This window comes from Micromonospora phaseoli, from assembly GCF_900109115.1.
Taxonomy (GTDB): Bacteria; Actinomycetota; Actinomycetes; order Mycobacteriales; family Micromonosporaceae; genus Micromonospora; species Micromonospora phaseoli.
This window is the reverse complement of the sequence record NZ_FNYV01000004.1, coordinates 241,900-266,957: the sequence shown is the minus strand read 5'-3', so window position 1 is coordinate 266,957 and position 25,058 is coordinate 241,900. Positions and strand designations below refer to the sequence as shown.

The following is a 25,058-nucleotide window of genomic DNA, read 5'->3' as shown; positions in this document are numbered from 1 at the left end:
CAACGGGCTTGACGGTCCTACCGTCGGGGTACTGGGTGGCATCAACGCGGGAGGCACGACGGTGGGGGCAGGTGGGCGAGGACGGCGCCAGGGAAGGCTCGCCGGCCTGGCGGTGGCGCTGGTGGCGGCGGCCGCGTGCATGGTGGAGCCGGTGGGCCAGCCGGCGGATCCGACGGAGCAACGGCAACCGGCGTCGCCGAGCGCCGAGGTGACCCGGGCCGACGGCACCGACACGGTCGAGGAGTTCCAGCAGGACATGGCCGACGCCCAGCGGCTCGCCGAGCAGTACTGGGCCGCACAGTTCCGCGCCTCCGGGCAGTCGTTCCGCCCGATCCGGCAGGTCATCACCTATCAGCGCGACGGCGAGGTCACCTGCGGTGGACAGGAGGTACCCCGTAACAACGCCGTCTACTGCACCGTCAGCGACTACATCGCGTACGACATCAACTGGTCCTTCGGCGCGTTCCGGCAGATCGGCGACGCGTTCGTGTTCTACCTGCTCGCACACGAGTACGCACACGGCATCCAGACCCGGCTCGGCATCCGCTACAACTTCACCATCCAGCAGGAGCTGCAGGCCGACTGCATGGCCGGGGCGTTCCTCGGTGACTCGGTGCGCGCCGGCACGCTCACCCTTGAGGAGGGCGACCTGGAGGAGTTCAACGAGGGCCTGCTGGCCGTCGGCGACGATCCGAGTCAGCCATGGTTCGCCGAGGGCTCGCACGGCACCCCCGAGCAGCGGGCCGAGCATTTCTTCCGGGGCTACGAGCGGTCCCTGTCCGCCTGCGATCTCGGTTGAGAAAGGTCACTGTGCCGGGCGCGTCGCGGTCGTGGGCTGACAGGATTCACCGGGTACCCGAACCGAGGAGGATCCGGTGAGCAGCGCCCACCCGGCCGCCGTGCTCTTCGACATGGACGGCACCCTGGTCGACAGCGAGCGACTGTGGGACGTTGCCCTGCAGGAGCTCGCCGAGGCGTACGGCGGCGTGCTCTCCGCCGCCGCGCGCCGGGCGATCATCGGCACCGGGATGGCCGACTCGATGCGGATCCTGCACGACGACCTGGGCCAGTCGTACCGGGATCCGCAGGTCAGCGCCGAGTGGATCAATGCCCGGATCCTGGAGCTGTTCCGCACCGGCCTGCAGTGGCGGCCGGGCGCGTTGGCGTTGCTGGGGGCGGTACGGCAGGCACGGATCCCGACCGCCCTGGTCACCTCCAGCGGCCGGGCGCTCGTCGAGATCGCGTTGGACACCCTGGGCCGGGACAGCTTCGACGTGGTGGTCTGCGGTGACGAGGTCGACTCGACCAAGCCGCACCCCGAGCCGTACCTGACGGCCGCCCGGCGGCTCGGCGTACCGATCGACCGGTGTGTGGCGATCGAGGACTCGGCGACGGGGGTGGCCAGCGCGGTCGCCGCCGGGGCGGCGGTACTGGCCGTGCCGGCGGAGGTGCCGCTCGCGCCCCGCGACGGCGTACACCAGTTGGAGAGCCTGCTCTCGGCGGACCTGGCGTTGCTGGCCGGGCTGCTGGGCCGGACGTCCGTCTGACGCCGGCACCACCCCCGTGCCGCCCCGTGCGCGCACCACGTTGCCGCCTTGGGTGCCGGAGGCGTTAAGAAGGGCCCCCTGTACAACGCTAGGCGTTGACAGGGGGCCCTTCCTTGCATCTCAGTCGTGGGCGATGGCGCCCAGGACGTTGATCCGGGCGGCCCGGATCGCCGGTAGGACCGCGGCGACCACGCCGATCAGCGCGGCCAGACCGAGGAAGACGCCCATCTGGCCCCAGGGCAGCACCAGCGTGGTGATTCCCTCGTCCCGCAGCGCCTCGACCACCGCGGCGCCGAGACCGGCGCCCACGGCCACGCCGAGCAGCGCGCCGAACACCGAGATCACCACCGCCTCCACCGTGATCATGCCCATGGTCTGCGACCGTCGCAGGCCGATGGCGCGCAGCAGGCCCAGCTCCCGGGTCCGCTCCAGCACCGACAGCGCCAGGGTGTTGATGATGCCGAGCACGGCGATCACGATGGCCAGTGCCAGCAGGATCTGGATCATCTGGAGCAGGCCGTCGAGCTGGCCGGTCTGCTCCTCGATGAACGCCTGCTGGTCGGCCACCGACACCTCCGGGCTGTCCGCCAGCAGCGCCTCGACGCGCGGCTGCACATCGGCCACCTGGGCACCCGGTTCGAGCTGGATGAAGGCCTGGATCGGTTGGGTGATGCTGAAGTTGCGGGCCGCCTCAGCCGGCAGGATCACCCCGCCGAAGATCGGCGAGCTCTCGTAGATGCCGGTGACCGTGTAGGTCTGCGAGTCACCGCGGGCGAACTGCACCGGCAGCGTCGAGCCGACCGACAATCCGCGCGACTCGGCCGTGTCCGAGCTGATCAGCATCTGGCCGGCCGCCAGCCGGTCGATGTCGCCGGCGGTGGCGGTGGCCCCGTAGATCTGCCGCATCGCGGCCGGCTCGGTGACCGCCCCCACCCAGGTGCGTTCGTCGCCGACCAGCGCCATGTCGCCGTACTGGCCGTCGACCATGCGGACCCCGGGGATCGCCTTCGTCTCGTCCAGCACGGCCGGGTCGAAGCTCGGCGGGCGCGGGCCGCTCTGCACCCCCGCGATCACCAGCTCCGCGGTGACGTTCTCCTCGACCAGCCCGCTGATGCTGCTCTTGGCCGAGTCGAGAATCACCGTGATGCCGGTGACCAGGGCGATACCGACCATCAGTGCGGCAGCGGTGATCGCCGTGCGGCGTGGGTTGCGGCCGGAGTTGAGCCGACCCAACTTGCCCGGCACCCAGCCGGAGAAGACCGCGCCGAGCGCCGCCACCACCGGCTTGCTGATCAGCGGAGTCAGCAGGGCCACCCCGATGAACGCGAAGAGCACGCCGCCGAGGATCGCGGCCAGCGTGCTGCCGCCCGCGTACCCGCCGAGGCCGAGGAAGAGCAGCGTGGCGCCGATCGCGGTGACCAGCGCGCCAGCGACGGTGACCTTGGTCAGCGGCCGGTCCGGCGTGGCCACGTCCTGCATCGCCGCGATCGGGGGGATCCGCGCGGCCCGCAGCGCCGGCAGCAGCGCCGCCACCACGGTGATCACCAGACCGACGCCGAACGCGCCGATCACCGCCGCAGGTGGCACCGCCACCCCGGCCAGGGCCAGCCCACCGGCGAGGTTGCCGAACAGGTACGCCAGCAGCGCGCCGACCCCGATGCCGGCGGCCAGACCGAGCACCGAGGCGATCAGGCCGACGGCGATGGCCTCCAGCACCACCGAACCGATGATCTGCTTGCCGCTGGCGCCCACGGCCCGCAGCAACGCCAGTTCCCGGGTGCGCTGCGCCACGATGATCGAGAAAGTGTTCAGGATCAGGAACGTGCCGACCAGCAGCGCCACCGCGGCGAAGCCGAGCAGGATCCGGTTGAAGAACGAGAGCCCTTCCTTCAGCCCGGCGGCGGCGTCCGCGGAGAGCTGTTCGCCGGTCTTGACCACGTACTCGTCGCCCAGCGCCGTGGCCACCGAGTCGCGCAGCTCGTCGTCGGAGACGCCCGCGGCGGCGGTGACCACGACGTTGTTGAACACGTCCGGTTCGCCGAGCATCAGCTGCTGGGCGACGGGTGTGGTGAACATGACCTCGTTGGTGCCGCCGAGGGAGTCCCGGTCACCGCTGTAGCCGAAGATGCCGACGATGGTGAAGTCCTTGCGCGGCTCGAGGGTGAGCACGCCCACCCGGTCGCCGAGCGCCACCTTGCCGGCGGTCGCCAGCCCCTTGTTGATCACGATTTCGTCGTCGGCCTGCGGCTCCCGGCCCTCGCGCAGCTGCACCAGGTCGCTCTCGCCGGTCCAGTTGCCGCCCAACTGCGGCGGTCCGAACGAGGTGACCACCTTGCCGTTGCTGCCGATCAGGCGAGCCCCGTCGGTGACCACCACGCCGGTGGCCTCGGCCACCCCGGGCACCGACCGCACCGTCTCCACCGCGGTCGCCGAGAACGGCGGCGCGAGCTGCTCGCCCTCGAACTCGCTGATCTGGAGCTTCGGCTTGCCGGCCACGTTGACGTCGACCTCGGCGTACGCGTCGGCGAAGAGTGAGTCGAAGGAACGGCCGAGGGTGTCGGTGAGTACGAAGGCGCCGGAGACGAACATGACGCCGAGCACCACGGCCAGGCCGGAGAGGATCAGCCGGATCTTGCGGGCCAGCAGGCTCTTCAGAGTCGCCCGGAACATCAGCCGGCCACCTCGGCCGGAGTGTCCAGCTTCTTCATCGTGTCCAGCACCGTCTCGGCGGTCGGCTCGATCAACTCGGAGACGATCTGCCCGTCGGCGAGGAACACCACCCGGTCGGCGTACGCGGCCGCGGTCGGGTCGTGGGTCACCATGACGATGGTCTGCCCGTGCTCGCGGACCGAGTTGCGCAGGAAGTTGAGCACCTCCGCGCCCGAACGCGAGTCCAGGTTACCGGTCGGCTCGTCGGCGAAGATCACCTCGGGGCGGGCCACCAGGGCCCGGGCGCACGCCACCCGCTGCTGCTGGCCGCCGGAGAGCTGCGCCGGCCGGTGGCCCAGCCGGTCCCGCAGGCCGACCGTGTCGATCACCACGTCGTACCAGGCCGGGTCCGGCTTGCGCCCCGCGATCGACAGCGGCAGCAGGATGTTCTCCTTGGCAGTCAACGTGGGCAGCAGGTTGAACTGCTGGAAGATGAAGCCGACCTTGTCCCGGCGCAGCTTCGTCAGACCCGAGTCACCGAGACCGGTGACCGTGGTGTCGCCCACCTGCACCGTCCCCCGGGTCACCGTGTCCAGCCCGGCCAGGCAGTGCATCAGCGTCGACTTGCCCGAGCCCGACGGGCCCATGATCGCCGTGAACCGGCCGCGCTCGAACTCGGCGCTGACCCCCCGCAGCGCGATGACCTGCGCCTCGCCGCTGCCGTACACCTTCCACACGTCGCTCGCCCGGGCTGCGGCCGATGCCGGCTGGCCTGTCGTAGCGGTCACGTCACGTACCTCTCCGTCGCGTCTGATCGCACCGCCCCCGCTGGTCCGGTGCGAGTCCATCATCTGTGCTGCCCACCGCCGATCCGTCCGACTCCGGGCGGAGTCGGAGCGGATTTCCGGCTGCGGGTACCCCCCCAACCGAAGTCAGGGTTGTCCCCGACTCCGGCACCCGTCGGCGATGTGCCCCCGGCGGGCCCGGTCATCCTGGACGTTGCCGTCGCGTGAGGGTCAACCGATTTCCACCGCAGGTCGTCACGGTAGGTGACGGATGCAACGCTGGCGTTACGTCCCAGGTCGGACCAGACCTGATTCGTACGCCAGCACCACCGCCTGCACCCGGTCACGCAGCCCGAGTTTGGTCAACACGTGGCCCACGTGGGTCTTGATGGTGGTCTCGCTGACCGTCAACGCCCGGGCGATCTCGGCGTTGGACAACCCCCGGGCGACCTGCACGAGCACCTCCCGTTCCCGCTCGGTCAGCGTGCCGAGCGCCTTCGGAGGCGCCGCCGCCGGATCCGGTAGGGCGTCGGCGAAGCGGTCCAGCAGTCGCCGCAGGATCCGGGGCGCCACCACCGCGTCACCGGCGGCCACCGTGTGGATCGCGGTGACCAGGTCCTCGGCCGGCACATCCTTGGCCAGGAACCCGCTCGCCCCGGCCCGCAGCGCCCCCACCACGTACTCGTCGAGGTCGAAGGTGGTCAGGATGAGCACCCGCACCGGCAACCGGGCGTCGACGATGGCCCGGGTGGCGCTCACCCCGTCCATCCGGGGCATCCGGATGTCCATCAGCACCACGTCCGGCAGCAGCCGGCGGGACAACTCCACCGCCTCCACCCCGTCGCCCGCCTCGGCCACGATGTCCAGGTCGGCCTCCGCGCCGAGCACCATCCGGAAACCGGTACGCAGCAGCGGCTGGTCGTCGGCGAGCAGGATGCGCACCGGCCGGGTACCTGCCGAGTCGGCCATCTGATCCTCCACCCTCGCCGCCTCGTTCACGGCACCACATCAATGTTCGCTCACCGGACCACCTTGCCGCCGTCGGCCAGGGGCTCGACCGGTATCCGGGCGTACACCCGGTAGCCGCCGCCGGTCCGCCCGCCGGTGCGCAGGACCCCACCGTAGAGGCCGACCCGCTCCCGCATCCCGACCAGACCGTGCCCGATCCGGTCGGTGTCGGGCGACGGCCCTCGGCCGGTGTCGGTGACCTCGACCTCGACGGCGCTGCCGACGAAGCTGACCCGCACCTGCGCGGTGGCCGTACCGGCGTGCTTGAGCGCGTTCGTCAACGCCTCCTGCACGATCCGGTACACGGTCAGGGCCTCCCCTTCCTCAAGTGGCCCCGGGGTGCCCTCCACGGTCAGCGTCACCGGCAGCCCGGCCTCGCGGACCTGCTCGGTCAACGCCTCGATACCGGCGATGCCCGGCTGCGGCGCCAGTTCGGCCGCCGGCTCCGCCTCGGTACGCAGCACGTCGAGCAGCCGACGCAGTTCCCGCAGCGTCGCCCGACTCGTCTCCTCGATGGTGCCGATCGCCTCATCGGCGGCGTCCAGGTCGCGGCGCAGCACCCGTCGCACCCCGGTGGCCAGCACCCCCATCACGCTGACATGGTGCGCCACCACGTCGTGCAGTTCCCGGGCGATCCGTCGCCGCTCGTCGGCGACCGCCTGCTCGGCCAGGGCCCGCTGGTTGGCCTCGGCGGTCCGCGCCCGCTCCCGCAGCGCCTCGGTGGAGGACCGTCGGGCGTGCACCGTACGGCCCACCGAGAACGACACGATCCCCACCAGGAGGTTGTTCACCACCAGAAAGGCGGTGCTGAGCTGCGGAACGTCCTCCGGCGGCGCCATGGTGTTCACCGCCGCCACCGGCGCCCACAACGCCACCGCCGCCACCAGAGCCGATCGCACCGGCCGGAACGCGGCCATCGTGTAGGTGAGCACCACGAAGGTGAGGCTCTGTGTCGTCGGCGCCACCTCGATCGTGACGGGCAGCGCCAGGGTCGCCAGCGCGGCCAGCACGGCCGGCCATGGCGCCACTCGGCGCAGTGCCACCGGTGCCGCGCACAGCACGCTCCAACCGAGCGCCGTCGGCAGCGGCCGGGGCCAGAACTCCCGTGGGGTCAGCAGGGTGAACAGCACCTCCGCCAGGACCAGCCCGGCGGCGAGCAACGCGTCACCGGCCAACGGTCGCCCGCGCAGCCACTCCCTCAGCTCCGTACCCACGCCACGACGCTAGCCGCCCGTGCTGTCGAAAGATCGTCTTAGCCGGTGACTTGCTCTCCTCCCCGGGGATGAGAGCGCCTACTCGTCGGAGCCCGGAGACGCCGGGCGGGAACGGGCGTCGCGCAGCGGGCCCGGCACGGCAGCCTGATCGGGGAAGGGCGGCGGGGTGCCGCCGTAGCTGGGGCAGAGCGCCTGGTGGCTGCACCAGTCGCAGAGCCGGCTCGGTCGGGGCCGGAAGTCCTGTGCGGCGGTGGCCTGCTCGATGGCCCGCCACAGTGCCACCACGGTGCGCTCGAAACGCATCAGCTCCTCGGCGTCGGGGCTGTAGTCGCACACCTCGGCGTCCTTGAGGTAGAGCAGGCGCAACACCCGGGGCACCACGCCCCGGGTGCGCCACAGCACCAGGGCGTAGAACTTCAGCTGGAACAGGGCCCGGGCCTCGAACGCCTCGCGCGGTGCGCCGCCGGTCTTGTAGTCCACCACCCGCAGCGCGCCGTCCGGGGCGACGTCGAGCCGGTCGAGGTAGCCCCGGATCAGCAACTCGTCGTCGACGACGGCGGAGATCAGGCTCTCCCGCTCGGTCGGCTCCAGCCGGCGCGGATCCTCCACCGCGAAATAGCCGTCGAGCAGGGCCGCCGCGGAGCGTAGGAAGTCCGCCACGGCCGGCGGGGAGTCGCCGGAGAAGACCCCGGCCAGCTCCGGCTGCTCGGTGACCAGGCGGTCCCACTGGGGAGCGACGAGGTCACCGGCAGCGTCCGGGGTGCGCCCGGACGGCGGCAGGTCGAACAGCCGCTCCAGCACCGCGTGCACCAGCGTGCCCCGAGCCTGCTCCACGGTGGGCCGTTCGGGCAGCCGGTCGATGCTGCGGAACCGGTAGAGCAGCGGGCAAGTCTTGAAATCCGCCGCCCGCGAGGGCGACAGCGAGGCCCGCACCGTCGCCGGCAGCTGCGTCGGAGTCGGGGCCTGCTGGGTGATCACCGGATCCGCCGTCATGCCCCGGAAGGTTAGGGCACCGGTGTGACAGGACGGCCGCCGCCGCACCGGTACGTGATCTCCCGCCGCGTAGCATCTTCCCGATGGAGCAGCGGCGGCGACCGCGGGCGGGCCGGCGCCCCGGCATGCAGGTGGGTCGGGTCTTCGGCGTGCCGCTGTACCTGAACGCCTCGATCCTGCTGCTCGCCCTGCTGATCATCTTCCTGTACGGCGAGCTGGCCGGTCAGCGGCTGCAGCTCTCCCCGCTCGGTGGCTACCTGGTCGGTGCGGGATTCGTCGTCGCACTGCTCGGCTCGGTGCTCGCCCACGAACTCGGGCACGCCCTCACCGCCCGGCACTTCGGCATCGGTGTGCGGGGGATCACCCTGGAGCTGCTCGGCGGGTACACCGAGATGGACCGTGACGCCCCGTCGCCCCGGGTGGATCTGCTGGTGTCGCTGGCCGGGCCGGCGGTCTCCGCGGTGCTCGGTGCGGTGGCGGTGGCCGCGACCCTGGCCCTGCCCGACCGCACCGTGGCCGACCAGCTTGCCTTCCAGTTGGCGGCGAGCAACGTCATCGTCGCGCTGTTCAACATCCTGCCCGGGCTGCCACTGGACGGCGGGCGGGCGTTGCGGGCGGTGATCTGGGCGCTGACCCGGGACCGGCACCGGGCCACCGAGGTGGCCGGCTGGGCCGGCCGGGTCCTCGCCGTGGCCACCGCGCTGCTGGTGGCGGCGCTCTACGCGATCGACGTGCTGAGCCTGCTGGCGCTGCCCCTGACGGCGCTGGTCGCCCTCACCCTCTGGCACGGCGCCGGGCAGTCGATCAGGATGGCCCGTATCGCCCGACGCCTGCCGTTGGTCGACCTGGCCAGCCTGGCCCGCCCGGTGCACGCCGTGCCCTCCGGCACCCCGCTGGCCGAGGCGATGCGCCAGGTCGCGGACGCGGCAGCCGGACACCAGGCTGCGGACACGACGGCGACAAACCAGGCTGGGGACGCGACGACGCGGGCACAGCCTCCGGTCGCGCTGCTGGTGACGGACTCCGCCGGCCGGCCGGTGGCCGTGGTCGACCCGGCCGCGGCGGCGGCCGTGCCGGCGGCCCGCCGGCCCTGGTTGGGCGTCGACGCGGTCGCCCGCTCGATCGCCGACCTGCCCAAACTGTCGGTCGCCACCGACGGGGAACGGGTGCTGGAGACCGTGCAGGCCCACCCGGGCGCACAGTACGTGGTGACGGCAGGCGAAGATGTCGTCGGCGTTCTGCACATCGCGGATCTGGCTCAACTGCTCGAACCTCACCGGAAGATGAACACGTGACCGTCACCCACTCCGCCAACCCGGCCACCGAAGTCCCCGAGGACGGGGCGGCACCGCCCGCCGTGCACCGGGGGCCGTTCCGGCCCGGCGACCGGGTGCAGCTGACCGACCCCAAGGGGCGGATGCACACGGTCACCCTGGAGCCGGGCAAGGCGTTCCACACCCACCGGGGCATCCTGGCGCACGACGAGCTGATCGGCTTGCCCGACGGCAGCGTGGTCACCACCTCCGGCGGCGGCACCGCGTACCTGGCCCTGCGCCCGCTGCTGTCGGACTACGTGCTGTCCATGCCCCGTGGCGCTCAGGTGATCTATCCGAAGGACGCCGCGCAGATCGTCGCCATGGGCGACATCTTCCCTGGTGCCAGGGTCCTGGAGGCGGGAGCCGGCTCGGGGGCGCTGAGCTGTTCTCTGCTGCGGGCGGTCGGCACCTCCGGAGAGCTGCACTCCTACGAGCTGCGCGACGATTTCGCCCAGATCGCCCGGCGCAATGTCGAGTCGTTCTTCAACGGGCCGCACCCGGCCTGGCACCTGCACGTGGGCGACGTCGGGCAGTGCCGTGAGGTCGGTTTCGACCGGATCATCCTGGACATGCTGACCCCCTGGGAGAACCTCGACATGGTCGAGCGCGCGTTGCTGCCCGGTGGGGTGTTCATCGGCTACGTGGCCACCACCCCGCAGCTCTCCGAGCTGGTCGAGGCGCTGCGGGAGCGCGGCGGCTGGACCGAGCCGCGGGCCTGGGAGTCGCTGGTGCGGGACTGGCACGCCGAAGGGCTGGCGGTTCGTCCCGACCACCGGATGATCGCCCACACCGCGTTCCTGGTCTCCGCGCGTAAGCTCGCCCCCGGAGTCACCGCTCCGCCGCGGCGTCGCAAGCCCAGCAAGGGCAGCGAGGCGTACGCGCAACGTCGCCAGGCGCTGCGCGAGGCGGAGGCGGCGCGGCAGGCAGCGCCGGCGGATCCGCAGGTCGACGGGGGACGACCCGACGGGTCGCAGGAGACGGACAGGCCGTGACGGCGGAATGGGGCGGCTGGGCGTGAACGGGCTGATCCTGGCAGCGGGCCGGCGGTGACGGCATGAGTGAGCGCAGCGAGCGGGTCATCGGCTCAGTGCGGAGAACGCTCAGGTCGACGCCGAGCGGAGCGAGGTGACGGCATGAGCCGGCCCGGTTTCGGCGGTGGCGACCTGCCAGCGGTCTTCCCCGACTGGTCGCCCTACACCGACCTTGAGTCGGCGGCGCGGGCCTACCTGCGGGACCCGGACGTCGCCCTGGAGGCTCTCGGCGGTGTGCTGCGCGGAGCGTCGGTGCTGGGCTTCACCCTGGAACGCTTCGTCAACGAGGTGAACGGGGTGTGGCAGGAGGTCGTCGTCTGCGATGGCAGCCGCCTGGTGCTGTGGCACGGCGAGGACGTGCCGCCGGGGGAGGGGCCGCCCGGCTCGATGACCTCCTCGCTGCGGGTGGTGCCGGCATCCTCGGTCACCGAGGTCGGCTGCCGCCGCCGGCTGTTCCGCCACGACAACGGCGAGATCCGGGTCGACAGCATCGATGTCTACCTGCTGCTGACCTCACTGGACGAGTCGCCACCGAGCGAGGAGACCACCGGTGGGCCGCGCCACGACGCGCTGCGCTTCGGCAAGACCCTCGACGACGGCGGTGCCGGGCAGATCACTCGTTTGGAGGAGTTCGCCCGGCTGGTCGCCTCGGTGGTCGGCCGCCCGCTGCTGTAGCGGGCGGCGCGGATCAGTCCTCGGCCTCCGGCCCGGCCACCTCGACGCCGTCGCTGCCGCGTACGACGTGGATGCACTCGCCTGGGCACTCCTTCGCCGAGTCGATCACCTCCAGGCGGAGGTGCTCCGGCACGTCCACCCGGGCACCGTGGGCCTGGCGGAGCTCGCCGTCGGCGCCCTTCACGTACGCCAGCCCGTCGACGTCGAACTCGAAGACCTCTGGCGCGTACTGCACACACAGCCCGTCACCCGTGCAGAGATCCTGGTCCACCCAGACCTGCAACTGATCGGTCGCGACCTCGGCCACCGGCGCACCCCCCATGTTCTCCCGTGCCACCCCCCGACGGTACCCGAATGCCCGTACCCGCCCGTCTGCCCACCCTTGGCGATCAAGCTTCTGTGACGGGCGCGTTGCGGAGGACCGAATCGGGCTCATAGCGGCTAGTGTTAGCTCAGAACGTTCAAGCCCCCCGGGGAGGTGGGACGTGGCACGCAGCGACGACGCGGACTCGCGCGCCGCACGGTGGGAGAAGGAGGCCCACGATCTCTCCACGCAGGTTGCGTTCCTCCAAGAGGAACTCGCCCTGGTGCGGCGCAAGTTGACCGAGAGCCCCCGACACGTCCGGCAGCTCGAAGAGCGGCTGGCCGCCACCCAGGCGCAGTTGGCGCGGCTGACCGAAAACAACGAACGGCTCGTGAGCACCCTCAAGGAAGCTCGCGCGCAGATCGTGACGCTCAAGGAGGAGATCGACCGACTCGCCCAGCCCCCCAGTGGCTACGGTGTCTTCCTGGCCCGCCACGAGGACGGCACGGTCGATGTCTTCACCGGCGGGCGCAAGCTGCGCGTGGCCGTCTCACCCTCGCTCGACGTGGGTGAGCTGCAGCGCGGCCAGGAGGTCCTGCTCAACGACGCGCTCAACATCGTCGACGCGTTCGGCTACGAGCGGGTCGGCGAGGTGGTCATGCTCAAGGAGATCCTCGCGGGTCCCGAGGGCGCACCGGGCGACCGGGCGCTGGTGGTCTCGCACTCCGACGAGGAACGCATCGTGCATCTGGCCGAGACCCTGATCGGCAGCGCGATCCGGGCCGGCGACTCGCTCATGATCGAACCGCGATCGGCGTACGCGTACGAGCGGATCCCCAAGAGCGAGGTCGAGGAGCTCGTGCTGGAGGAGGTGCCGGACGTCGACTACACCGACATCGGCGGCCTGCACTCACAGATCGAGCAGATCCGGGACGCGGTGGAGCTGCCGTTCCTGCACGCCGACCTGTTCCGGGAGCATCAGCTGCGCCCGCCGAAGGGCATCCTGCTCTACGGCCCGCCGGGCTGCGGCAAGACGCTGATCGCCAAGGCGGTCGCCAACTCGCTGGCGAAGAAGATCGCCGAGCGGCAGGGCAAGGAGAGGCACACCAGCTTCTTCCTCAACATCAAAGGCCCGGAGCTGCTCAACAAGTACGTCGGCGAGACCGAGCGGCACATCCGGCTGATCTTCCAGCGGGCTCGGGAGAAGGCCGGCGAGGGCACTCCCGTCATCGTCTTCTTCGACGAGATGGACTCGGTCTTCCGCACCCGCGGCTCCGGTGTCTCCTCCGACGTGGAGAACACCATCGTCCCGCAGTTGCTCAGCGAGATCGACGGTGTGGAGGGGCTGGAGAACGTCATCGTCATCGGCGCCTCCAACCGGGAAGACATGATCGACCCGGCCATCCTGCGACCGGGCCGACTCGACGTGAAGATCAAGATTGAGCGTCCGGACGCCGAAGCGGCCAAGGACATCTTCTCCAAATACATCCTCGCCGGTCTGCCCCTGCACCCCGACGACCTGGCCGAACACGGCAGTGACGCCCAGGCCACCGTCGCCGCGATGATCGACGCCGTGGTCCTCCGGATGTACTCGGAGACCGAGGAGAACCGCTTCCTGGAGGTCACCTACGCCAACGGTGACAAGGAGGTCCTCTACTTCAAGGACTTCAACTCCGGTGCGATGATCCAGAACATCGTGGACCGCGGCAAGAAGATGGCCATCAAGGAGTTCCTCACCTCCGGCCGCAAGGGGCTACGGCTGCAGCACCTGCTCGACGCATGCGTCGACGAGTTCCGGGAGAACGAGGACCTGCCCAACACCACCAACCCGGACGACTGGGCCCGCATCTCCGGCAAGAAGGGCGAGCGGATCGTCTACATCCGCACGCTCGTCTCCGGCGGCAAGGGCGCTGAGGCCGGTCGCTCCATCGAGACCGCCAGCAACACCGGCCAGTACCTCTGACCGGACGTCCGTAGGGCCCGTGACGCCACGCGTCACGGGCCCTACGCGTACGCCCAGTTCTGCGGGCAGCGGGACGCGCCGTTACAATTCCAGCCACTTCTCCCCAATCGTGAAGGAATCGCGTGTCCACCGAGCAGAGCGACCTGCTCTCGCCGCCCACGCCGACCTCGACCACCGGCCCCACCCCGGCGTACCGTCGGCGCCTACCCGTCGCACTCGCCGCCCTGCCGGCGGCGTGGCTCCTGACGATCGCCGTGACCGCCGTCGACGCCCGCTGGGCACTGCCCCCGCTGGTCCTGCTGGCCACCGCCAGCCTGCTGCGCGGCGGCCGGACCCTGCTCGACCGGCTGCTGCTCGCCACGATGCTGCTCGTCTGCCTCACCGCCGCCGCCGGGCTGCTCTTCGCCGCCTGGCCGTGGGGCATGGCTCCGATCCCGGTCACCGGGACCGCACTCACCGTGCTCATCCTGGCCGCTCTGGCCACCGGCCGGCGTCCCGCGCTGCCGCGACCCGCCTGGGCCGACCTGTTCCCGGTGCTCGGCACCGCCGCACTCGTCGGCTACCTCGCACAGCCGGTGCTACGCGCCGCCGACGTCCTCGGTCAGCTCACCATCCTCGGCCGAGGCGAGGACTACTTCCGTCATCTCACCCTCGTCGACGTCATCGGTCGGCAGAGCGGATACGTCTTCGTCGACCCAGACGCGGTTCGCGAGCAACTCGTGTCGCTGCTCGTCTACTACCCGCAGGGCTGGCACCTGCTGGTCGCCCTGCTCGACGGGCACCTGACCCCGCCCGGCACCACGCCGGCCGGTGTCGACGCCGTGCAGCCGTTCCTGTGGTGGAACATCGCCGGCTTCGGCCTGTTCGCACTGGCCCTGCTCTGGGCGGCACAACGCCTGCCCGGTCCGCTGCACCCGCTGAGTCGCGGCGTGCTCACCGTCGTCGTCGGCGCGCTCGTCCTCGGCACCCAGATGCCCCGAATGCTGCTGGCCGGCTACCCCACCGAGACGCTCGGGCTGACCCTCACCGTCGTCCTCGCCGCCCTCGTCGCCCGGCCGATCGCCGCCCCCCGCGAACACCTCCTGATGCTCGGTGCCCTGCTCGTCGGCATCGGCTACACCTACTACCTGTTCCTGCCCGCCGCCGCCCTCATCGTGCTGGGGGCGCTGCTCGCCCACCGCCGTGAGGTGCTCCGGGTCCGCGGCACCGCGCTGGCCGTCGGCCTGGCCGCCGCCGCCCTCGCCCCGGTGCCGATCCTGCTCGGCGTGCTCCGCGCCAACCAGACCGAGTCCCTCACCGCCACCGTCGGACCCGATCTCACCGAGACCTGGCTCGCCCTCGGCGGCCTCGGCGCCATTGTCGTACCGGCGCTGCTGTGGCTCGCCCTACTGACCGGCCGTGCCGATCCCGCCTGGCGGCGCTGGCTGTTCGTCCTGCTGGTGAGCGTCGGTCTCACGGCGGGCATCGCCCAGGCCAGCGTCGGCCTCGGCGGCGAACCCGGCTACTACTTCAACAAGGCCGGCCACCTCACCACGGTGCTGCTCATCGTCGGCACCGCCGCGGTGGTGCGGCTCCTGCCGGTCCCGCGCGGTCGCCGCCCGAGGCCCGCCGTCGTGGCCGGCCTCACCGCCGTCACCGTCGCTGCCGCCACCGTGTTGTTCGCCGGCGTCACCGGCTGGCACCGCAGCCTGCTCGTCGTCGAGACGCCGACCTGGGCGCAGATCTGGGTGCACCAGCAGCTCGACCAGCCCACCCGGGCGGCCGTCGTCTGTGACGAGGTCGACCGGCGGTACCCGCCCGTACCGGGGGTCACCACGCTCGTCCTCGACCGCAGCCCGTACGGCTCGTACCTGGAGAACATCTGCGTATCCACCCTGCAGGGCACCACCGCGCAGACCGAAAGCGGCATCTACGAGATGGACTTCGTCGAACCGGACCGGACCTCGCAGATGCTCTACCGGACGCCCGGCGAGATCCGTCTGATCGTCACCACCGACGGTGCGCGGGTCCGGGTCAACCGGCTGTTCCGGGCCGACCCGGAACTTCGCGAGCGGATCACCGTCGAGCTGATGCTCGTCGACGAGCCGTGAGACCGGACGACGCGACGCGGTACGCCGAGCCGACCGGCACGCCCCTGGTTGGCCACGCGCGGACTACGCTCGACGTGACGGGGGACCGGTCGGGCGAACGAAGCGGGTAGGTCGATGAGCGTAAGACGGATCATGGGCACCGAGGTCGAGTACGGAATCTCCGTGCCCGGCCAGGCCGGGGCCAACCCGATGGTCACCTCCTCTCAGGTGGTGAACGCCTACGGCGCCCGCCCGGAGTTGAACCGGGGTGGTCGGGCCCGCTGGGACTACGAGGAGGAGTCACCGCTGCGTGATGCCCGGGGCTTCACCTACTCCGGTGCCGCGTACGACCCCGCCGAGGCGCTCGCCGACGAGGATCTCGGACTGGCGAACGTGATTCTCACCAACGGGGCACGGCTCTACGTCGACCACGCCCACCCCGAGTACTCGACCCCCGAGGTGACCAACCCACGCGACGTGGTCCGCTGGGACAAGGCGGGCGAGCGGGTGATGGCGGAGGCGGCGCGGCGGGCGGCCACCATTCCTGGCACGGCGCCGATCCACCTGTACAAGAACAACACCGACAACAAGGGCGCCAGCTACGGCGCCCACGAGAACTACCTGATGCGTCGGCAGACGCCGTTCGCCGACATCGTCGCGTTTCTGACTCCCTTCTTCGTCACCCGGCAGATCGTCTGCGGTGCCGGCCGGGTCGGCATCGGCCAGGACGGCGGCCAGAGCGGTTTCCAGATCTCCCAGCGCGCCGACTTCTTCGAGGTCGAGGTCGGACTCGAGACGACGCTCAAGCGGCCGATCATCAACACCCGCGACGAACCGCACGCCGACGCGGACAAGTACCGCCGGCTGCACGTCATCATCGGCGACGCCAATCTCTCGGAGATCTCCACCTACCTCAAGGTGGGTACGACAGCGCTGATCCTCACCATGATCGAGGAGAAGGCGCTCGGGCCTGACCTCGGCATCGCCGACCCGGTCGGCGAGCTGCGCGCGGTCAGTCACGACCCGTCCCTGTCCCACCTGATGCGGCTGCGCGACGGTCGCCGGCTGACCGCGATGGACGTGCAGTGGGCATACCTGGAGCGGGTGCGCGAGTTCGTCGACGACCGGTACGGCAGCGATGTCGACGAGCAGACCGCCGACGTGCTGGACCGGTGGGAGGACGTGCTGGACCGGCTGGGGCGGGACGTGATGCTCTGCGCCGACGAGCTGGACTGGGTGGCCAAGCTGCGACTGTTGGAGGGCTACCGGGAGCGCGAGAAGCTGGGCTGGGGCTCGCACAAGCTGCAGTTGGTCGACCTGCAGTACTCCGACGTACGCCCGGAGAAGGGCCTCTATCACCGGTTGGTCTCCCGTGGGTCGATGAAGACGCTGCTGACTGACGAGGAGAGCCGCACGGCGATGACCGAGCCGCCGGAGGACACCCGGGCCTACTTCCGCGGCCGGTGCCTCGCCCAGTACGCCTCCGAGGTGGTCGCCGCCAGTTGGGACTCGGTCATCTTCGATATCGGCCGGGAGTCACTGGTGCGGGTGCCGATGATGGAGCCGGAGCGCGGCACCAAGCGGCACGTCGGGGCGCTGTTCGACCGCTGCGCCAGCGCCAAGGACCTGCTGGAGACGCTGACCAGCAGCTCAGCCTGACCGGGGTGGACGGTGCTACGCGTGCGACGGGCGCTCGGGCGGCGGCAGCGTGCGCGCCGGCACCCCCTGGCAGACGCCGTCCGCCTGGCGGCCTGTCGAGCTGAACCGTTCTGCGCTGTCGCGGTCGGACGCTGCCGGCGTGGGCGGCCGTCCGATCGCTTGTCGTCCGGGCGCACCGGTACCGGCGCGCGGCGGGCGTTTCGTCGCTCCCGCGAGGTAAGTTCATCGCAGGGAGATCGTGGAGGAGGCAACAGTGGCCACTCGTGACAGCGGCGGTCAGTCGCAGTCGGGCAAGTCGCGCCAGGGCGAAGAGGTCGAGGATGTGACCGTCGAGGCGAACCCTGAGGTCGCCGAGCGGCACGCCGAGATCACCGAGGACGTCGACGACCTGCTGGACGAGATCGACTCCGTCCTCGAGGAGAACGCCGAGGAGTTCGTGAGAGGATACGTGCAGAAGGGCGGGGAGTAGGGCTTACGTCCGACTCGTCCCTTGGGTTGGACAAGATGTGCCCGCAGTGCAAAGGAGATCGGCGACGCCCGCTGAGCAGGGGCTGAAGTGGTGTCCGGACTGCGAGCAGGCATCGGGCAGCGGGAGTTCGACGAGTTGCTCGCGGCGCAGGGCGGGGTCTGCGCGGTCTGCGGCGTACCCGATCCGGAACATCTGGACCACGATCATCGCACCGGCTGGGTGCGCGGGATACTCTGCTTCAACTGCAACGGTGGTCTTGGCCAGTTCCGTGACAGTCCAACGAGGCTGGCCAGGGCCATCACGTACCTGAGAGGAACCACGTGGCAGCGGGTTTTGATCCATCCGGGCGTCTTCCAGATGTGTTCACCAACGCGGGGACGTCCTCCTTCACGGCATTCCTGAGCAAGGTGGCCCCCGAGATGCTGCCCGGCCGCCGGGCGCTGCCCCCGGGCATGGCCGCCGATCTGGCCCCGCACGCCACCACCATCGTGGCCATCGCCGCGGCCGGTGGCGTGGTGATGGCCGGTGACCGGCGGGCCACCATGGGCAACCTGATCGCCCAGCGGGACATCGAGAAGGTGCACCCGGCTGACGCGTACTCGCTGGTGGGCATCGCCGGCACCGCCGGCATCGGCATCGAGCTGATGCGGCTGTTCCAGGTGGAGCTGGAGCACTACGAGAAGATCGAGGGCGCGATGCTCTCGCTGGACGGCAAGGCGAACCGGCTCGCCTCGATGATCCGGGGCAACATCGGCGCGGCCATGCAGGGGCTGGCCGTGATCCCACTCTTCGCCGGGTTCGACCTGGCCGCCAAGGACCCGGCGCTGGCCGGTCGGATCTTCAGTTTCGACGTCACCGGCGGTCCCTACGGGGAGACGGGGTACGACGCGATCGGATCCGGTTCGCTGTTCGCCAAGTCGGCGTTGAAGAAGCGGTTCCGGCCGGGGCTCTCCGTCGACGACGCGGTACGGCTGGCCGTGGAGGCACTCTACGACGCCGCTGACGACGACACCGCGACCGGCGGGCCCGACCTGATCCGGCGGATCTACCCGGTGGTGATGACCGCGACGGCGGAGGGAACGCACCGGCTGACCGACGCGGAGACGTCTGCGATCGCGGAGAGCGTGGTCGCCGGCCGGATGGAGAACCCGGGCGGCTGAGCCGTCCCACCACCCGCAGCTGACCGCAGTTCCCCAGTACCGCGCCCGAAGGAGAGCCGCCGCCGTGGCCATGCAGTTCTACGCCTCGCCCGAACAGATCATGCGCGACCGTTCCGAGTTGGCCCGCAAGGGCATCGCTCGGGGACGCAGCGCGGTGGTCGTGAGCTTCGCCGACGGGGTGCTCTTCGTTGCCGAGAATCTCTCCAGCACCCTGCACAAGGTCAGCGAGATCTACGACCGGATCGGGTTCGCCGCGGTGGGCCGCTACAACGAGTTCGAGAACCTGCGCCGTGCCGGCGTGCGGATGGCGGACCTGAACGGCCTGAGCTACGACCGCCGCGACGTGACCGGCCTGGCCCTGGCCAACTCGTACGCGCAGATCCTCGGTGCCATCTTCACCGAGCAGTCGAAGCCGTTCGAGGTGGAGATCTGCGTGGCCGAGGTCGGTGCCACGCCGGAGGAGGACTCGCTGTACCGCCTCACCTACGACGGGTCGGTCAACGACGAGCCGGGGCGGATGGCGATGGGTGGCCAGGCCGAGGCGATCTCCGGGGTGCTCAAGTCGAACCACCGCCCGGACATGTCGCTCGGTGACGCGGTGCGGGTGGCGGTGCAGGCGCTGGGCAGCGTCGGCGGCGAGGGTGGCGCGGCCCGGACGATCGCGGCCCACCAGTTGGAGGTCGCGGTCCTGGATCGCGGCCGGGTGGGGCGTACCTTCCGGCGGATCACCGGCGCGGCATTGACGGCGCTGCTCGACGGCGGTGCGGCCGGAGAGGCCCCGGCCGAGGGGGACCGGGCACAGACCCCGACCACCCCGACCGAGGAGGCGCACAAGCCGACCACCTCGGCCGGCTCCGCCGACCTGGAGGACAAGCCGGGCCAGAACCCCCCCGAGGCGTGACGTTGGCGGGACGAGCGCGGGTCAGCGCTGGCGGAGCAGGGGTCTCGCCAGCGCCCACCAGCCGGTCGCGACGGCGTTGAAGACGCCCGTCCCCGGTGGTGCGTCCACGTTCGACGGGGCCACCCGGGCGGTCATCATTCGGGCGACGACGCCGTCGTCGACGGTGCGTTCGGCCTGCAACTGCCGGCGGCGGGCGCGTACCCAGTCGCGGTGGCGCCACAACCAGACCCAGCCGCGGGTCTTCTGCCGCCCCCAGCCGCCGGCCAGCGCGGCGGCGAGCATGGCGGCCTCGGTGAGCAGCAGCATCGGCGCCAGCAGCGCCAGGGTGCGGCCCTGGTAGGTGGTGAGCAGCGTGAGCAGGCGATTGCGCTCGACCAGGTAGAGCTTGCGGTCGTTGCGGGAGAACTCGTAGTGGTGACGGACCACGGCGTCGGGCACGTACTCCAACCGTAGGCCGCGCTGCCACAGCCGCAGGCTGAGCTCGGTGTCCTCGTGGTAGGCGAAGTACTCGGCCGGAAATCCGCCCAGCTCCGCCCAGCGGCGGCGGCTGATGACGAAGCAGCAGCCACTCAGCGACGGCACCACGGTACGCCGGGCGTGCGCGCTCGCCGGTTCGCCGTTGCCGCCGGCCCAGGACAGGCCGGTGAAGTGCAGCGGGTTGCCGGAGGTGTTGATCAGGTCGGGGTCCTCGGCGAGCCGGATGGAGGCCATCGCGGCGCCGACGCCCGGTTCGGCGGCCACCGCGACGACCTTCGCGAGGGCATCGGGGGCAACGATCGCGTCGGAGTTGACGAAGGCGAGCCAGTCGCCGGTGGCCTCGGCGGCGCCGATGTTGCAGCCGCCGGAGTATCCGGTGTTCTGCTCCGGGCGGATCACCCGTACGCCGGGCAGGCCCTTGACCACGTCGACGCCGTCGCCGGTGCAGCCGTTGTCGACCAGCACCAGTTCGATGTCGACGCCGGTGCTGGCCAGCACGGCGTGGGCGGCGTCGACCAGCCAGGGTTCGGCACCGTAGGCGAGCATCACCGCGGTCACCTGGGGTGGGTTCATCGGATCCCTCCGGTGGTGGTCGCGGGCACAGGGGTGTTGGCCGGCGTGGTGGGCCCGGCCGGCCGACGTGCCCGGGCCAGCTCCGCGACCATGACGGCGGCGGTGACCAGGGAGCCCACGGTGTAGGCGAGCTCGACGCGCAGCGCGACGGGCAGCGGGGCCAGGGTTGCGGCGGCGAGCGCGGCGATGCCGACGGTCCATGCCACCGCCTGGACGAGGTGCCGGTCGCGGGCCAGCAGCGCCTGACCGAGGACCATCGCCCACAGGTACGCCAGGGTGGCCAGGGACAGCCAGGCGAAGTCGCCGTGGCCGAGCACGTCGGGGGCGTCGAAGAGGACCGTGACGAGCCACGGGCCGAGCAGCACGGCGAGCAGACCGCCGGCGGCGCCCAGTGCGGTGACGACCGCCAGGGACCTGCGCAGCAGGGCGCCGAAAGCCGTGTCGTCGCCGGAGGCGGCGGCGGTGGAGAGACCTGGCAGCAGCGCGGCCTGCATCGAGCCGAAGACGAACAGCGGAATGCGGACCAGCACCAGCGCGGAGAGCAACGCACCGGCGGTAGCCACGTCGGAGGGTTCGAGTAGCCGTACGTTGATCACGCCGACGTTCACCACGACCTGGGCGAGCAGGCTTGAGGCGGTGAGCAGCGCCAGCCCGCGCAGCAGCGGTGGCCACGGCACGGCCGGCCCTCCGCCGGTCGCCCGGACCACCGGTGCGGCGGTCAGCGCGACGGCGAGCAGCGGTGCGGCGGCCAGCACCAGCGCGTACGCCACGGGTGAGTCGACGCCGGCCACGGCGAGCGCGGTGACGAGCGTGATGCGAAGGCCGCCGTCGAGGCCGAGTTGGGCGCCGTACCAGCGGAAGCGCCGCAGCCCGGAGAGTACGCCGCGGGTGGTGTGTGCCACGGCCAGGGCGGCCAGCGCGCCCGCGAGGGTCGCCACCATGGCGCGGTCGCCGTCGAAGAGCCGATCGGCGAGGACGTCGGCGGTGCCGACGATGAGCAGGAGCAGCAGGCCGAGCACGGCGGCGGCGACGGCGGCACCCCGGGCCAGCACCGGTCCGGGCGGTAGCCCGCGGGTGCGGCGGGTCGCGACGAGCCGGGCCACCTCCTGCTCGACGGGGAAGAACACGCCGATGCCGACGGTGAAGACCACCGACCACAGCACCGACAGCGATGAGTAGTCGGCGGCGTCGAGGCTGTGTCCGGCCAGGGCGAGGTGGACGTACGAGGCCAGCCCGACCAGGGCCAGCCCGGCGCCGACCGGGAGGGTGCCGGGTGGGACGAGGCGGAGCAGGCGACGCATCACCGGCGGATGAGTGCCAGGGTGAGCACCGCCACCGCCCGGCCGAGGTAGATCATCGCCTTGGCGGGGGAGTGGCTGGGAGTGCCCGCCATCCGGCGCCGCATCGCGACCGGGACCTGTTCGATCCGGTAGCCGCGACGGGCGGCGTGTACCAGCGTCTCGACGGTGTCGCCGAGGTACTCGGCGGGGTACCAGCCGGCGAACATCTCGATCATCCGTCGGTTGGCGGCGCGGAACCCGGACGTGGTGTCGGTGAGCGTGGTGCCGGCCAGGCCGGAGAGCACCATCGACAGCATGGCCATCGCCCAGCGGCGGGGGCCGCCCACGGTGTACTCGCCCTCACCGGCGAAGCGCGCCCCGATGACGAGGTCGTAGTCGTCGAGGAGATCGACCAGTTTCGGCACGTAGCGGGGGTCGTGCTGCCCGTCGGCGTCGATCTGCACGGCCACGTCGTAGCCGTGGTCGTGGGCGTAGCGGTAGCCGAGGCGCATCGCGCCACCGACACCGAGGTTGTACGGCAGCCGGGCGACCCGGGCGCCGGCGGCGGTGGCGACGGCGGCGGTGCGGTCGGTGGAGCCGTCGTCGACGACCAGCACGTCCACGCCGGGCAGTTCGCCCCGGATCTCGCCGACGACATCGCCGATGGAACCGGCCTCGTTGAGGGCCGGGATGATGATCAGAAGCCGTTTGCCGTTAACCATCGGAGGTCACCGTCTGCGCCCGGTCCGCGAGCGCTGCCCGTTCCGCCCGGTCCGCCTCGACCTCGGTCCGCAGCAGGGCGAACTCCTCGGCCAACGTGCGGGTCTCCTCCTCCAGGGTGCTGACCTCCCAGCTGAGGTGGATGCAGACCAGCAGAAGGAAGACGATGCCGAGGAAGAGCACGAGACTGACCCCGGAGGCCACGCCGAGGGTGTCCGCCACGCCGTCGAGCAGCCGGGGGAACAGCGACAGCGGGATCACCACGAACAGCAGCCCGAGCCAGAGCATGCCGTACTTCTCGCGCAGTTGCCGGCGGCGCAGCAACTCGACGATCGTGGCCAGCAGGACCAGACCGGTCAGGCCGGTGACCAGCGTGAGCTTCATGCGACCTTCCACGGGGAGGGTGGACCGTCGGGGGAGTACGCGGCGACCAGGGTGGCGTGCCAGTCCGGCAGGGGCGGCAGCCCCGCGTCGGCCCATCGGTCGTGCCCCAACACACTGTACGTCGGCCTGGCGGCGGGTCGCCGGAACCGGGCGCTGGTGGTGGGTCTGATCCGGTCGGGGTCGAGCCCGTGCAGCGCGAAGACCGCGCGGGCCAGGCCGTACCAGGTGGTCTCGCCGGCACAGGTGCCGTGGTAGATCCCGGGGGCGGCCCGCCCGGCCAGGGCCGACTCGGCGAGCGCGACCAGTTGGTGGGCCAGCGCGCCGGACCAGGTGGGCTGCCCGCGCTGGTCGTCGACCACGTCGAGGAGTTCGCGTTGGTCGGCCAGGCGCAGCATGGTGGCGACGAAGTTGCGGTCGTGGGCGCCGTAGAGCCAGGCGGTGCGCACCACGTACCCGGCGTCGGGCAGCAGCCGGGCCACGGCCCGCTCCCCGGCGAGCTTGCTCCGGCCGTACGCGTTGACCGGCGCGGTCGGTGCGTCCTCGCGGTAGGGGACGGTGGCGTCGCCGGGGAGGACGTAGTCGGTGGAGATCTGTAGCAGCCGGGCGCCGTGTCTGGCGCAGGCGGTGGCGAGGTGGGCGACGGCGGCACCGTTGACCGCGGTGGCGGCCGGCTCGTCCTGCTCGGCGCCGTCGACGTCGGTCCACGCTGCGGCGTTGACCACCACGTCGTGACCGGCGACGGCGGCGTGCACGGTGGCGGCGTCGGTGATGTCGAGTTCGGTCCGGGTGGCGGGGGTCACCTGGTGCTCGGGCTGCCCGGCGAGCAGCTCGACGAGGTCCCGCCCGAGCATCCCGCCGGCCCCGGTCACCAGGACCCTCATCGGGCCGCCGCTTTCAGCGGTTCCCACCAGGCGCGGTTGTCGCGGTACCAGTGGACGGTGTCGCTGAGGCCGGCGTCGAGGGTGATGCTGGGGGCGTACCCCAACTCGCTGTTGATTTTGGAGATGTCGAGGGAGTAGCGGCGGTCGTGGCCCTTGCGGTCGGGTACCGGTACGACCCGTTCCCAGCCGGCGTCGCAGGCGTCGAGGAGGCGGCCGGTGAGTTCGCTGTTGGTGAGTTCGGTGCCGCCGCCGATGTGGTAGACCTCGCCGGCGCGGCCCTTCTGTTGCACCAGGGCGATGCCGCGGCAGTGGTCGTGGACGTGGAGCCAGTCGCGGATGTTGCCGCCGTCGCCGTAGAGGGGGACGGTGTGCCCGTCGAGGAGGTTGGTGACGAACAGCGGAACGAGCTTCTCGGGGTACTGGTAGGGGCCGTAGTTGTTGGAGCAGCGGGTGACGACCACGTCGAGGCCGTGGGTGCGGTGGTAGGCCAGGGCGAGCAGGTCGGAGCCGGCCTTGGACGCCGAGTAGGGGGAGTTGGGGGCCAGCGGCCAGTCCTCGGTCCAGGAGCCGGTGTCGATGGAGCCGTAGACCTCGTCGGTGGAGACGTGCACGAATCGGGTGACGCGGTGGTGCAACGCCGCGTCGAGCAGGGTCTGGGTGCCCAGGACGTTGGTGGTGACGAAGGGCGCGGCGCCGGTGATGGACCGGTCGACGTGGGACTCGGCGGCGAAGTGCACGATCACGTCGTGCCCGGCGACGGCCTCTTCGACGGTTTCGGGGTGGCGGATGTCACCGTGGATGAACCGCAGTCGTGGGTCGTCGCGGACCGGGTCGAGGTTGGCCAGGTTGCCGGAGTAGGTGAGCGCGTCGAGCACCGTCACCGCGGTGGGTTCCAGCGCCGGTACCCCCTCGGCGGTGCCGCCGGGCACGCCGAGCAGCATCCGGACGTACTCCGAACCGATGAACCCGGCGCCGCCGGTGACCAGGATCCTCACGGATC

The 25,058-nt window shown here is 71.3% G+C and carries 24 protein-coding genes; 12 read left to right on the top strand and 12 right to left on the bottom strand.

What is annotated here, in order from left to right:
* Positions 1 to 61: 61 nt before the first annotated feature.
* Complete coding sequence (locus tag BMY89_RS12745; RefSeq protein ID WP_092379838.1) at positions 62 to 799, top strand: neutral zinc metallopeptidase; 738 nt, start codon at positions 62 to 64, stop codon at positions 797 to 799.
* A gap of 100 nt (positions 800 to 899) precedes the next feature.
* Positions 900 to 1,547 (top strand): HAD family hydrolase, encoded by a 648-nt coding sequence (locus tag BMY89_RS12740; RefSeq protein ID WP_092380352.1) that lies wholly within the window; start codon positions 900 to 902, stop codon positions 1,545 to 1,547.
* A gap of 120 nt (positions 1,548 to 1,667) precedes the next feature.
* On the opposite strand, the gene BMY89_RS12735 is transcribed toward BMY89_RS12740, so the two are convergent.
* The 5 genes from BMY89_RS12735 to BMY89_RS12715 form a co-directional block, all read right to left on the bottom strand.
* Positions 1,668 to 4,217, bottom strand: a complete 2,550-nt coding sequence (locus tag BMY89_RS12735; protein WP_092379837.1) for an ABC transporter permease — start codon at positions 4,215 to 4,217, stop codon at positions 1,668 to 1,670.
* Entirely contained in the window at positions 4,217 to 4,984 is a 768-nt protein-coding gene (locus tag BMY89_RS12730; protein WP_092380350.1) for an ABC transporter ATP-binding protein, read from the bottom strand. The genes BMY89_RS12735 and BMY89_RS12730 overlap by 1 nt, the downstream gene beginning before the upstream one ends.
* A gap of 282 nt (positions 4,985 to 5,266) precedes the next feature.
* Positions 5,267 to 5,950, bottom strand: coding sequence for a response regulator (locus BMY89_RS12725; protein WP_092380349.1), 684 nt, complete (start codon positions 5,948 to 5,950; stop codon positions 5,267 to 5,269).
* 50 nt (positions 5,951 to 6,000) lie between these two features.
* Positions 6,001 to 7,203, bottom strand: coding sequence for a sensor histidine kinase (locus BMY89_RS12720; RefSeq protein WP_092379835.1), 1,203 nt, complete (start codon positions 7,201 to 7,203; stop codon positions 6,001 to 6,003).
* A gap of 78 nt (positions 7,204 to 7,281) precedes the next feature.
* On the bottom strand, positions 7,282 to 8,196 hold the full coding sequence (locus BMY89_RS12715; protein WP_092379833.1) for a RecB family exonuclease: 915 nt from the start codon (positions 8,194 to 8,196) through the stop codon (positions 7,282 to 7,284).
* Between the two features lie 83 nt (positions 8,197 to 8,279).
* On the opposite strand from BMY89_RS12715, the gene BMY89_RS12710 reads away from it, so the two are divergent.
* The 3 genes from BMY89_RS12710 (at position 8,280) to BMY89_RS12700 (ending at position 11,218) form a co-directional block, all read left to right on the top strand.
* Positions 8,280 to 9,491, top strand: a complete 1,212-nt coding sequence (locus tag BMY89_RS12710; RefSeq protein WP_092379831.1) for a M50 family metallopeptidase — start codon at positions 8,280 to 8,282, stop codon at positions 9,489 to 9,491.
* The gene (locus BMY89_RS12705; RefSeq protein WP_372433313.1) at positions 9,488 to 10,504 is read left to right on the top strand and encodes a tRNA (adenine-N1)-methyltransferase; all 1,017 of its coding nucleotides are present in this window, start codon (positions 9,488 to 9,490) and stop codon (positions 10,502 to 10,504) included. Before BMY89_RS12710 ends, BMY89_RS12705 begins: the two co-directional genes overlap by 4 nt.
* A gap of 141 nt (positions 10,505 to 10,645) precedes the next feature.
* Complete coding sequence (locus tag BMY89_RS12700) at positions 10,646 to 11,218, top strand: hypothetical protein (protein WP_092379829.1); 573 nt, start codon at positions 10,646 to 10,648, stop codon at positions 11,216 to 11,218.
* A 13-nt stretch (positions 11,219 to 11,231) separates the two neighbouring features.
* On the opposite strand, the gene BMY89_RS12695 is transcribed toward BMY89_RS12700, so the two are convergent.
* Entirely contained in the window at positions 11,232 to 11,525 is a 294-nt protein-coding gene (locus BMY89_RS12695) for a ferredoxin (RefSeq protein WP_092380347.1), read from the bottom strand.
* Between the two features lie 178 nt (positions 11,526 to 11,703).
* Here BMY89_RS12695 and arc point away from each other — a divergent pair, with 178 nt between their 5' ends.
* The 7 genes from arc (at position 11,704) to prcA (ending at position 19,743) form a co-directional block, all read left to right on the top strand.
* Positions 11,704 to 13,485, top strand: a complete 1,782-nt coding sequence (gene arc / locus BMY89_RS12690; RefSeq protein ID WP_092379828.1) for a proteasome ATPase — start codon at positions 11,704 to 11,706, stop codon at positions 13,483 to 13,485.
* Between the two features lie 122 nt (positions 13,486 to 13,607).
* Entirely contained in the window at positions 13,608 to 15,575 is a 1,968-nt protein-coding gene (locus BMY89_RS12685) for a hypothetical protein (RefSeq protein ID WP_175510361.1), read from the top strand.
* Between the two features lie 114 nt (positions 15,576 to 15,689).
* A complete protein-coding gene (dop, locus tag BMY89_RS12680) occupies positions 15,690 to 17,213 on the top strand; it encodes a depupylase/deamidase Dop (RefSeq protein ID WP_092379826.1) in 1,524 nt (507 codons plus the stop codon).
* Positions 17,214 to 17,466: 253 nt separating this feature from the next.
* The gene (locus BMY89_RS12675) at positions 17,467 to 17,682 is read left to right on the top strand and encodes a ubiquitin-like protein Pup (RefSeq protein ID WP_092380345.1); all 216 of its coding nucleotides are present in this window, start codon (positions 17,467 to 17,469) and stop codon (positions 17,680 to 17,682) included.
* An 87-nt stretch (positions 17,683 to 17,769) separates the two neighbouring features.
* Positions 17,770 to 18,084, top strand: a complete 315-nt coding sequence (locus BMY89_RS12670) for an endonuclease VII domain-containing protein (RefSeq protein WP_307818732.1) — start codon at positions 17,770 to 17,772, stop codon at positions 18,082 to 18,084.
* Entirely contained in the window at positions 18,003 to 18,842 is an 840-nt protein-coding gene (gene prcB / locus BMY89_RS12665) for a proteasome subunit beta (protein ID WP_175510360.1), read from the top strand. The genes BMY89_RS12670 and prcB overlap by 82 nt, the downstream gene beginning before the upstream one ends.
* Positions 18,843 to 18,906: 64 nt before the next feature.
* Entirely contained in the window at positions 18,907 to 19,743 is an 837-nt protein-coding gene (gene prcA / locus BMY89_RS12660; protein ID WP_092379822.1) for a proteasome subunit alpha, read from the top strand.
* A 21-nt stretch (positions 19,744 to 19,764) separates the two neighbouring features.
* Here the strand turns inward: prcA and BMY89_RS12655 are convergent, their stop codons facing one another.
* Genes BMY89_RS12655 through rfbB form a run of 6 tightly spaced genes read right to left on the bottom strand, consistent with a single transcriptional unit; the run spans position 19,765 to position 25,053 of the window.
* A complete protein-coding gene (locus tag BMY89_RS12655) occupies positions 19,765 to 20,793 on the bottom strand; it encodes a glycosyltransferase family 2 protein (protein ID WP_092379821.1) in 1,029 nt (342 codons plus the stop codon).
* The gene (locus BMY89_RS12650) at positions 20,790 to 22,094 is read right to left on the bottom strand and encodes a polysaccharide biosynthesis protein (protein ID WP_232521270.1); all 1,305 of its coding nucleotides are present in this window, start codon (positions 22,092 to 22,094) and stop codon (positions 20,790 to 20,792) included. Before BMY89_RS12650 ends, BMY89_RS12655 begins: the two co-directional genes overlap by 4 nt.
* The gene (locus BMY89_RS12645; protein ID WP_092379817.1) at positions 22,094 to 22,795 is read right to left on the bottom strand and encodes a glycosyltransferase family 2 protein; all 702 of its coding nucleotides are present in this window, start codon (positions 22,793 to 22,795) and stop codon (positions 22,094 to 22,096) included. The genes BMY89_RS12650 and BMY89_RS12645 overlap by 1 nt, the downstream gene beginning before the upstream one ends.
* Positions 22,788 to 23,177, bottom strand: coding sequence for a DUF2304 domain-containing protein (locus tag BMY89_RS12640; protein WP_092379815.1), 390 nt, complete (start codon positions 23,175 to 23,177; stop codon positions 22,788 to 22,790). The genes BMY89_RS12645 and BMY89_RS12640 overlap by 8 nt, the downstream gene beginning before the upstream one ends.
* The gene (rfbD, locus tag BMY89_RS12635; RefSeq protein ID WP_092379813.1) at positions 23,174 to 24,058 is read right to left on the bottom strand and encodes a dTDP-4-dehydrorhamnose reductase; all 885 of its coding nucleotides are present in this window, start codon (positions 24,056 to 24,058) and stop codon (positions 23,174 to 23,176) included. Before rfbD ends, BMY89_RS12640 begins: the two co-directional genes overlap by 4 nt.
* Positions 24,055 to 25,053 carry a dTDP-glucose 4,6-dehydratase gene (gene rfbB / locus BMY89_RS12630; RefSeq protein ID WP_092379811.1) on the bottom strand — a complete coding sequence of 333 codons (999 nt, stop codon included), beginning with the start codon at positions 25,051 to 25,053 and terminating at the stop codon, positions 24,055 to 24,057. Before rfbB ends, rfbD begins: the two co-directional genes overlap by 4 nt.
* Positions 25,054 to 25,058 lie beyond the last annotated feature (5 nt).

What these genes read in the sequence shown, in the direction of transcription:
- BMY89_RS12735 (WP_092379837.1), bottom strand. Translation starts at nt 4,217, where the DNA reads ATGTTCCGGGCGACTCTGAAGAGCCTGCTGGCCCGCAAGATCCGGCTG.
- BMY89_RS12725 (WP_092380349.1), bottom strand. Translation starts at nt 5,950, where the DNA reads ATGGCCGACTCGGCAGGTACCCGGCCGGTGCGCATCCTGCTCGCCGAC.
- BMY89_RS12715 (WP_092379833.1), bottom strand. Translation starts at nt 8,196, where the DNA reads ATGACGGCGGATCCGGTGATCACCCAGCAGGCCCCGACTCCGACGCAG.
- BMY89_RS12710 (WP_092379831.1), top strand. Translation starts at nt 8,280, where the DNA reads ATGGAGCAGCGGCGGCGACCGCGGGCGGGCCGGCGCCCCGGCATGCAG.
- BMY89_RS12700 (WP_092379829.1), top strand. Translation starts at nt 10,646, where the DNA reads ATGAGCCGGCCCGGTTTCGGCGGTGGCGACCTGCCAGCGGTCTTCCCC.
- dop (WP_092379826.1), top strand. Translation starts at nt 15,690, where the DNA reads ATGAGCGTAAGACGGATCATGGGCACCGAGGTCGAGTACGGAATCTCC.
- BMY89_RS12655 (WP_092379821.1), bottom strand. Translation starts at nt 20,793, where the DNA reads ATGAACCCACCCCAGGTGACCGCGGTGATGCTCGCCTACGGTGCCGAA.
- BMY89_RS12650 (WP_232521270.1), bottom strand. Translation starts at nt 22,094, where the DNA reads ATGCGTCGCCTGCTCCGCCTCGTCCCACCCGGCACCCTCCCGGTCGGC.
- BMY89_RS12645 (WP_092379817.1), bottom strand. Translation starts at nt 22,795, where the DNA reads ATGGTTAACGGCAAACGGCTTCTGATCATCATCCCGGCCCTCAACGAG.
- BMY89_RS12640 (WP_092379815.1), bottom strand. Translation starts at nt 23,177, where the DNA reads ATGAAGCTCACGCTGGTCACCGGCCTGACCGGTCTGGTCCTGCTGGCC.
- rfbD (WP_092379813.1), bottom strand. Translation starts at nt 24,058, where the DNA reads ATGAGGGTCCTGGTGACCGGGGCCGGCGGGATGCTCGGGCGGGACCTC.